Annotated in this window: 9 protein-coding genes; 2 read left to right on the top strand and 7 right to left on the bottom strand. The window is 51.6% G+C overall.

The genetic code is table 11. The features are described from left to right. The 6 genes from VMT71_17730 to VMT71_17755 all read right to left on the bottom strand — a co-directional run. Positions 1-305, bottom strand: a 305-nt coding sequence (locus tag VMT71_17730) for a hypothetical protein (GenBank protein ID HVN25812.1), incomplete at its 3' end; no start/stop codon positions are given. An 88-nt stretch (positions 306-393) separates the two neighbouring features. Further along, positions 394-675 (bottom strand): hypothetical protein, encoded by a 282-nt coding sequence (locus tag VMT71_17735; GenBank protein HVN25813.1) that lies wholly within the window; start codon positions 673-675, stop codon positions 394-396. A 150-nt stretch (positions 676-825) separates the two neighbouring features. Continuing rightward, positions 826-1,554: a DUF364 domain-containing protein gene (locus VMT71_17740; GenBank protein HVN25814.1), complete on the bottom strand. Its 729-nt coding sequence runs from the start codon at positions 1,552-1,554 to the stop codon at positions 826-828. A 19-nt stretch (positions 1,555-1,573) separates the two neighbouring features. Further along, a complete protein-coding gene (locus VMT71_17745) occupies positions 1,574-2,323 on the bottom strand; it encodes a DUF364 domain-containing protein (GenBank protein ID HVN25815.1) in 750 nt (249 codons plus the stop codon). A gap of 17 nt (positions 2,324-2,340) precedes the next feature. After that, positions 2,341-2,541, bottom strand: a complete 201-nt coding sequence (locus VMT71_17750; protein ID HVN25816.1) for a P-loop NTPase — start codon at positions 2,539-2,541, stop codon at positions 2,341-2,343. Between the two features lie 587 nt (positions 2,542-3,128). Then, the gene (locus VMT71_17755) at positions 3,129-3,893 is read right to left on the bottom strand and encodes a NifB/NifX family molybdenum-iron cluster-binding protein (protein ID HVN25817.1); all 765 of its coding nucleotides are present in this window, start codon (positions 3,891-3,893) and stop codon (positions 3,129-3,131) included. A gap of 197 nt (positions 3,894-4,090) precedes the next feature. On the opposite strand from VMT71_17755, the gene VMT71_17760 reads away from it, so the two are divergent. Then, positions 4,091-5,449: a sigma 54-interacting transcriptional regulator gene (locus tag VMT71_17760; protein ID HVN25818.1), complete on the top strand. Its 1,359-nt coding sequence runs from the start codon at positions 4,091-4,093 to the stop codon at positions 5,447-5,449. A gap of 36 nt (positions 5,450-5,485) precedes the next feature. Here VMT71_17760 and tsaA read toward each other — a convergent pair whose 3' ends face one another. After that, positions 5,486-5,965, bottom strand: coding sequence for a tRNA (N6-threonylcarbamoyladenosine(37)-N6)-methyltransferase TrmO (gene tsaA / locus VMT71_17765; GenBank protein HVN25819.1), 480 nt, complete (start codon positions 5,963-5,965; stop codon positions 5,486-5,488). A 1,383-nt stretch (positions 5,966-7,348) separates the two neighbouring features. On the opposite strand from tsaA, the gene VMT71_17770 reads away from it, so the two are divergent. Continuing rightward, positions 7,349-7,580: 4Fe-4S binding protein (locus VMT71_17770; protein ID HVN25820.1), on the top strand; the 232-nt coding region annotated here is incomplete at its 3' end.

Raw genomic sequence — 7,580 nt, forward strand, 5'->3', positions numbered from 1 at the left:
AGCAGCATACCCGGTCGTATATAAATGAGCCCAAGAAGACCTATATGTATCAGGCCCATCACTCCGCGGCCCTGATAGGGCCAGTGGGGCCAATGGTAAACTTCTGAGGCAACAAGTGCGCACCCGGTAGTAGTGGCGAGATGAAACCAGAACGAAAGCTCGTGAAAGGTAATCCCATAAACTGCCGCTCCGAACAGAACGCTGGTCACCGCCACATGAGCCGTTCGCAGCACAATGTCCACCGTGCGGGTCCACGCCGGTCGCTTGTTTCTCTTTTCGGGAATAGTAATAGTGCTGTCGATCATGCTTTCCCTTCATCGCTCTGAAATTTGTAGACCAAATAGCAGTCGGCTCTCAGCAACATTGCGGCCAGCCTGGCCGCGTCCGTCATCCTCAGGATGCCCCTCGAAAGGCCACTATGTCGCCTTCATTCAACAAAGTGTCCATACGGGATTCTGTCAGATACGTCCCGTTATTGAGGACAACGCGGATCTCGAAATCCACATCACCGTTACCGTCGAGGATAGTTTTCGATATCGACTGACCGAATTTCCGCACAAGGCTTTGTGTCAGCTCGCGGAGCGTCGCGCCCGGAAACTCAAACTCGAATTCCTTCTTTTTGTTGAGCACTCTATAGAGTACGGGCATCCCTTCAAAATTGAGTGTCACTTTCATCGTTCCGTGATCCTCCTCTCATACTAGGCCTTCAATGCAAGGTAGAGGGCGGGAGCGCCATAGCCCATTCTAGTTTACCTCCCTCATCGCACAATCGCCATACGCTCACCGGCTGTTTTCTTGCAAACCCGCAACGGGACTCCTCACCCATCAATGACTGAACGGGCAGTATCGTTCCCAGCCAAACAGGGACGTAATACCCGCTGCAGTTACTCCGTAGAAAATGACTTCCTTTTCGTTAAGGAACCGTGTGATCGTGCCATTTACTGCTGTCGAGCCCGTTGTCAGAACAACCGAAGACCAGGAGACCACATCGGCCACGTTATCGGGGGGTTCAACGGTTATTGCGAACTTCTCTTTGCCGATGTTGTCCTGGTCCAGATCGAGCATTCTAAGCGGGAAAGCTTTCGAGAGTTTTTCAGCCATGGCGGGCTGGTAACCGATAAGAGCCACCCGCGGATCTTTGTACGTCATCTTTATGTATTCCACCAGGTGGGTCGCGCACTGGGCGGGCTCGGTATCCTTACAGTGCACTGTCCCGGTAACAAGACCTTTATGGCGCATGATGGCGTTGAGGCTTGCCAGGAATACCGCTCTGCGAAGATTGTCAGACAGATCAAACGACAGAACGCTTCGCACTGACCCTGCGTAGTTGCCGGGCCTGTCGGTGAACGCCTGACCTTTCGCATCCCTGAATCTCGCCTCCACCATGAATTCTTTGCCTTTCATGAGAGGAAAATCGTCTCGCCCCGGTTTGCCGATAGCCTCCATTGCCGAGAGCGTCTTTGCGGAGACGACCGCTATTTCTTCATCAGCAATTCGTTTTTCGCTTTCGATGAGTTTACGGAACTCCTGTTTAAGATCGCCGTAAATGTCCATCACTCCCTCTGACTCTTCATCACGTATTTTTGAATTCCTTTCGCATCATGGTGAGAAGGCGAATACCGCCTCCCCGTTTCAACTGTCTGAAGCTGGCGCCCTCGCTGATATGCCTGAGCACCAGAGCCTCGTCCGTCACCATACTTCCGGAGACGACGTCAAGGCCGTAATCGAATAAAACCTCACTTACCGGCGTTGTTGGTCCGAGAAGCATCTTGACGCTCGTATTGGTACAGAGTCGTAGGAGCCCCGGTAGCGTGTGGTTAATGAGCGTGGTGCCCGATATAGCCACGATGTCCGATTGCGGCAGAAATTTCTCTGCCTCCTCGGCCAGGTGATCCTCGGGTCGCGGATGCAGTTCCATGACCCATAGATTCCGGGCAATAGGTCTGAGCTCATCAACGAAAGGGAAATGGCCGATGACCGACACGTTTTTCCCCTCACCGTTTTCTGCTATCAAGCCGCCAGCATTAAGTTCGACGCACTTTCCCTGATCGATATCGATCAGGGAATTTACAGCCGCAAGACCCAGCGAGGCTTTACTTATATCATCGGACAAAACATACCGAGCAATCTCCAGCGCTGTGAGCTTCGACAACATGCTCTGGAAATCATTCTCTCCTTCGTCATCACAGCAATAGTCACGGATCATCGTTGAGGAGAGGCCGCAGTGCTTGCTTACGACAGCAGTCCAATGAATGCCTTTTCGTATCTCCCGTACTGGAGCATCAGCCCGAATGTTGTCTATGATTGCCTGTAGTATTTCCATAACAACTTATGTTCGCCTCACTTACGCGCGGGCACCCTCGTTTCAAGAGCCGGCTTCAGGGAAAGATGGCCATTCGGTTCCTCGACATCGCAGTCTATATACTGCACCCGTTGATCCGCGTAAGAGAGGAACCAGGCCAGGTTTGCGGCAATTGTCGTCTTGCCCGTTCCTCCTTTGCCGCTTGCAAACACAATCTTCGTACCCCGTATAATCTTCATCTCAGTCGTATTCCCTGAAGTGCTCAAAGGTAACAAACGTCGCCAAGAGACAATCTCTCATTGCGCGCTTAATGTGCCGGCACCATGGCGCTGTCGCACTGCGGACACTTCTGCTGCGTACAGGGCGTGCCTGGCTGGTGGTGGGGCGAGCGCGTCCCACACTGTGGACACAAGCACTCAGTCACCGGTCCGGTGCCCCTCCTCCCCATTCTCGCTGCGCAGGCTCTAGCGCCTTCTCCCTGCCCTCCCTGTCTCCTGCCCCTTGCGGGACCTGTTCCCATCGGTCCTGTTCCATCACCTTGCGGCATAGCTAACTCCTCTCTTTCCTACCAGTGAGACGATACGTTGCGTGCAACGGTTCTCGCAGTTCATGGTGTAATTCCTTATTCTCTTCTCTTCCGCCTTTTTCTTTCCCGTCCCACCACCAGAGCCAATCCGGGACAGGTGCCTGCCATCGATACTTCATCTTGCGACCAACGTCAAGCGATTCATCCGAGGACGGTCCATTTGGACCAGAATCATTTTCGCGTTTAATCATGAACATCAAACGCGACTGCCCTTCCAGGGCAGCCGCGCAATTCTTCTCCTCATTTCCGTGGCTGCACGTCCTCGCCGCCAACTTTTCTCAATTTGCCCTCTTCAAATAACGCCAGCGCCTCCCTCACACTCATGCGCGCCGCTGAGTAGACCTCGATACCGGCAGCCCGAAGAACCTGATGGGTCTTGGGACCGAAATCTCCACTGATCACCGCGTGCGCACCCGCATTGATCACCTGTTGAGCGGTCAGCACTCCTGCACCCTGGACCAATCGCGTAGTGGGTCCATTGTCGATCAATTCGAATGTATTCGAATGGGGAGCGTATATCACCAGTTTTCTGCACCTTCCGAACCGCTCGTCCACGGGCCCCTCTAGTGTGCCGTCGATGCTTGCCACTGCTATTTTAAGAGGACCGCGCTTTATTCGGTTTACCAAGCTCTTGTCGAGCGGGTAACCATCAACCTGACGCGCATGACCGCAGCAACCCGGCATCAGAAATTTCTCGTCCTGGATGAACCCGTCTGCGTACGCCTTGATGACTTCCTCTATTGAACCACACACAAAACCAATGATGTTGACGCCCAATGCACCCATCGCCTGTTCGAGGGGTCTCGAGATCGCGCCGCATATGACGGTCGCGATGCCGTAGCCACTGACTTCCTGTGCACGGGTAAAGGTGCTCTTGGCGGTCAGTACCTTTTCTTCAACCTGTTTGATCCGGCCGTTCTCAACTTCGTAAACGCGCATGTTACTCGCGACATCAAGAACAGGAGAGATACGACCCATGTGATAACAGATGCCAACCTTCTCCATTATTGATTCCAGATAGCAAGGCGGATGCCATCGAATGCGTTGCAGCCAAAGAATAGTAATAACAGTATCTTGTACGATATGACGTTAGTTGTGTGGCAGTCATATTGATGCATTATGGCACGACATGGCGCTCAACAATATTGCAATTAGCAATGGTATCTATTGACACAATTGGTTAAAGGTGGTAGTATTCTCTTATGATCGAGCCAGAAAAAACGAGGAGGGATATCATACTCGATTCCATAAATGAAGGGGTGTTTACCATCGATGCGGATTGGCGTATCACCTCATTCAATGCGGCTGCGGAAAAGATCACCGGTGTCACTCGTGATGAGGCAATAGGCCGGCGCTGCGGTGAGGTGTTTCATGCAACGATCTGTGAGACAGCTTGTGCGCTCAAGCGAACAATGTCTGACGGCACGCCTGTGGTCAATGCAACAGCGTATATTGTGAACCAGGCCGGAAGCCGGGTTCCGATTCGTATCTCTACGGCTCTGTTAAAGAATGGTGATGATGTTATAATCGGAGGTGTGGAAACTTTTCAAGACTTAAGTCAGCTTGAGGAACTGAAGAAAGAACTTCATGCGCGCTATAGCTTTCAGGACATCATCGGCCGAAGCCCTGCGATGATGCAGCTCTTTGAACTGCTTCCACGGGTTGCGGAAAGTAACAGCACGGTGCTGATCGAGGGCGCCAGTGGAACAGGCAAGGAGCTCTTCGCCCGGGCAATACACAATCTGTCTCCTCGGAAAAATAAAAAATTCATCGCCGTCAATTGCGCGGCGCTGCCCGATACACTCCTGGAGAGTGAACTCTTCGGCTATAAAGCCGGCGCGTTCACCGATGCACGGCGGGACAAGGCGGGCCGTTTTGCGCTTGCCGACGGCGGTACCATTTTTCTAGACGAGATCGGAGACATTTCCCCTGCAATGCAGGTACGTCTGCTCAGAGTTCTCCAGGAACGCGTCATCGAGCCGCTGGGGAGTGTTCAGCCGGTGAAGATCAATCTCCGTGTGGTGGTGGCGACGAACAAAAATCTTCCAGAGCTTGTAAGGGCGGGCGCGTTTCGGGAAGACCTGTATTACAGAATTCGTGTCATTCGTCTCCAACTCCCCACACTGAAGCAGCGGCGTGAGGACATCCCTTTTCTCGTGGGACACTTCATTTCCAAGTTTAATCGAATTGAAGGCAAGGACGTTGCGGGTGTTTCGGGCGAGGTGTTATCCCGGTTGATGGAATACGATTTCCCCGGTAATGTGCGTGAGCTCGAAAACATCATCGAACAGGCATTTGTGCTTTGCAGCGGCGGATTGATCGGGCTCGCTCATTTGCCACCGGAACTCCGGCCGGTGAGCGTGATCGGCAGAGCCGAACCAGACTCATCCAAGCTTTCTTCCATGGAGAAGCACCTCATCAACCTCACGCTCGAGCATCATAAAGGCAACCGCAAGAAGAGCGCTGCCGACCTGGGGATCAACACAAGCACGCTTTTCCGTAAGATCAAATCCTTCGGCATTGAAACACCGTCTTCTGACGGACGCGGAAAGAGGCAGTGAAAGAGGCGCTACAGTCTGCTCTGCAATCGGTGTGATTTAGGTTCCTTTACCCTTCTTCTTTTCTCGTGTGGTGAGCTTACGGACCCAATCTGGAACAGTCACACCCGCAAGTACATCCTGCTGCGGAATATATGGTTTGATATCGATGAGCGGAGTGCCGTCCACGGCATCCAGACCTGTGACCATAAGTTCATTTCCCTCTCTTCTTAACAATTGCACCAGATGCAGACCGAGACGGTTAGGTCTCATTTGCGAGCGAGTTGCGAATATGCCCACCTCCGGCAGATCCTGCCGATCTCTTGGATGTCTTTTTAAAAGTAACTTACCAGGCAGATGGAGCCAGGAAATAATAAACAGATGAGAGAACTCCTCCAGCCCTTCCATCGCTTCAACGTATCTGTGTTTGATGACGAGGCGTGAAACGAGGTCCTTCCAGCTCTGAAATTTGATGTCACGTACATCATTTTTTACATACCCGATGGGGTTAATGCTGAGCCTTGTTTTTGTTTTTCTCACGCGCGGCCTTTCTCAGCTCCCTGCATTCCTTGCGCTCCATGCAAAGCCTGCTAATGACACAGCTGTCCCTGTATTGGCAGTAATCGGTCGGGTGCGGACAGGGATTTTTGCTTATATCTATCTGCTGATTATATTTCGTGCAAAGAACTGTATCTTCCATTGCTTCGTACTCTAAGATCTCAATCTTCTGCTCGGTTCCGTTTCTTATGCGGCGTGGGCGGCCCGCTCCTGCGTTCTTACGCTGATCTTCGTTGCCTATAAAATAGAACTGCTACAAAAATTATGGTGAGGATTACAGAAACGCAGCGATGTTCCTGGAACCATATAGAGATGGTGAAGCTTCCCAGGCCCAGACCGGCCAGGAGCGGGCCAGCCTGTCAGCAGAAGAGAGAGATGAGGCCACTAACAATTGCCGCACCCTGAAGCAAATAATCTTTCATCGCCTGCTCTATCCTATCCCAAATTACATGACTGAGCAACGAGTATGTAATCGATGCCCATTCAAACGATTGAGCCGGAACTTGGTTCCAAAGAATTTCGGTTCCAGGTTTTTTTCATCAGTGCAATTGCGGGGGCCCGTTCTATGGCAGTTTCTACCCTGGCCTTGGTTATTCATATATCAGATTGATGGCACCTGCGGCTACTTCTTAGAAGTGAAGTATACAATTGCTAAATGCAATAATGTATGCCAATACCGTTTCATTATGCATTGTTATGAGCAACCATTCCACCGGATTATTACCTATCAACACCTTGATCTTATTGCGATTTTCCGGCAATATCCTGGATGGCATCTGGCTTGCTGTAGAGTTCCAATAGTGAAGTCGAGCGAATCTCTGAGAGCATACAACAGACTAGCATGGTTTCCAAGGTCCTTCTGATAGATCCCCTTAAATGCGATGGTTGCAAGGAATGCGAGAAGGTCTGTATCCTGCGACACTCCGGATATAGAAGAATTGCGCGCAAAAGAATCGATGTGTTAGGTATAGAGCCGGTCGGGAACTTCTTTGTGCCTTTCGCATGCCAACAGTGCGCCGATGCACCGTGTATGGCTGTATGCCCTAAACAAGCAATTACAAGAGACACCAACCTCGCCAGAGTAGTTGTCGATGCCAGCCTTTGCGTGGGTTGCTCCATGTGTGTATCTGCCTGTCCCAGCGGTTTGATGGCCTTTGATTACGAAGTTGGTCTTGCTTACAAATGTGATCTCTGCGATGGAGAGCCGCAGTGCGTGAGAGTCTGCGAGAAAAAGGCCATTGCATATGTCGAACCGCATAAATTTCAACAGCAGCGTGCACAGAAAGAAGCGGCCAAGCTCTGCGGTGTGTTACGGCCAAACGTGTACTTCCCGGGCACGATAGTGGGAAATGGGAAGCGGAACAGATGACAAGCCTTTTTTCTGTCAACGAGCGCTGCAACGGCTGTCTGGCTTGTGTGCAGAATTGTCCGGCAAGCGCTCTCGATTACCTGGACCAGGGTAATCAGAGAAAGCTCTTACACAACATGAGTCTCTGCGCCCGATGTGGCAATTGCTGGAGGATTTGCCCGCAGCATGCGGTTGAATTCGGAGCGCTTCTTAAAGGCACATGGGATGAAGTGGTCACCATGGATCTGG

The organism is Syntrophorhabdales bacterium, assembly GCA_035541455.1.
Taxonomy (GTDB): Bacteria; Desulfobacterota; Syntrophorhabdia; order Syntrophorhabdales; family WCHB1-27; genus JADGQN01.

What these genes read in the sequence shown, in the direction of transcription:
- VMT71_17740 (HVN25814.1), bottom strand. Translation starts at nt 1,554, where the DNA reads ATGGACATTTACGGCGATCTTAAACAGGAGTTCCGTAAACTCATCGAA.
- VMT71_17735 (HVN25813.1), bottom strand. Translation starts at nt 675, where the DNA reads ATGAAAGTGACACTCAATTTTGAAGGGATGCCCGTACTCTATAGAGTG.
- VMT71_17745 (HVN25815.1), bottom strand. Translation starts at nt 2,323, where the DNA reads ATGGAAATACTACAGGCAATCATAGACAACATTCGGGCTGATGCTCCA.
- VMT71_17760 (HVN25818.1), top strand. Translation starts at nt 4,091, where the DNA reads ATGATCGAGCCAGAAAAAACGAGGAGGGATATCATACTCGATTCCATA.
- VMT71_17755 (HVN25817.1), bottom strand. Translation starts at nt 3,893, where the DNA reads ATGGAGAAGGTTGGCATCTGTTATCACATGGGTCGTATCTCTCCTGTT.
- VMT71_17750 (HVN25816.1), bottom strand. Translation starts at nt 2,541, where the DNA reads ATGAAGATTATACGGGGTACGAAGATTGTGTTTGCAAGCGGCAAAGGA.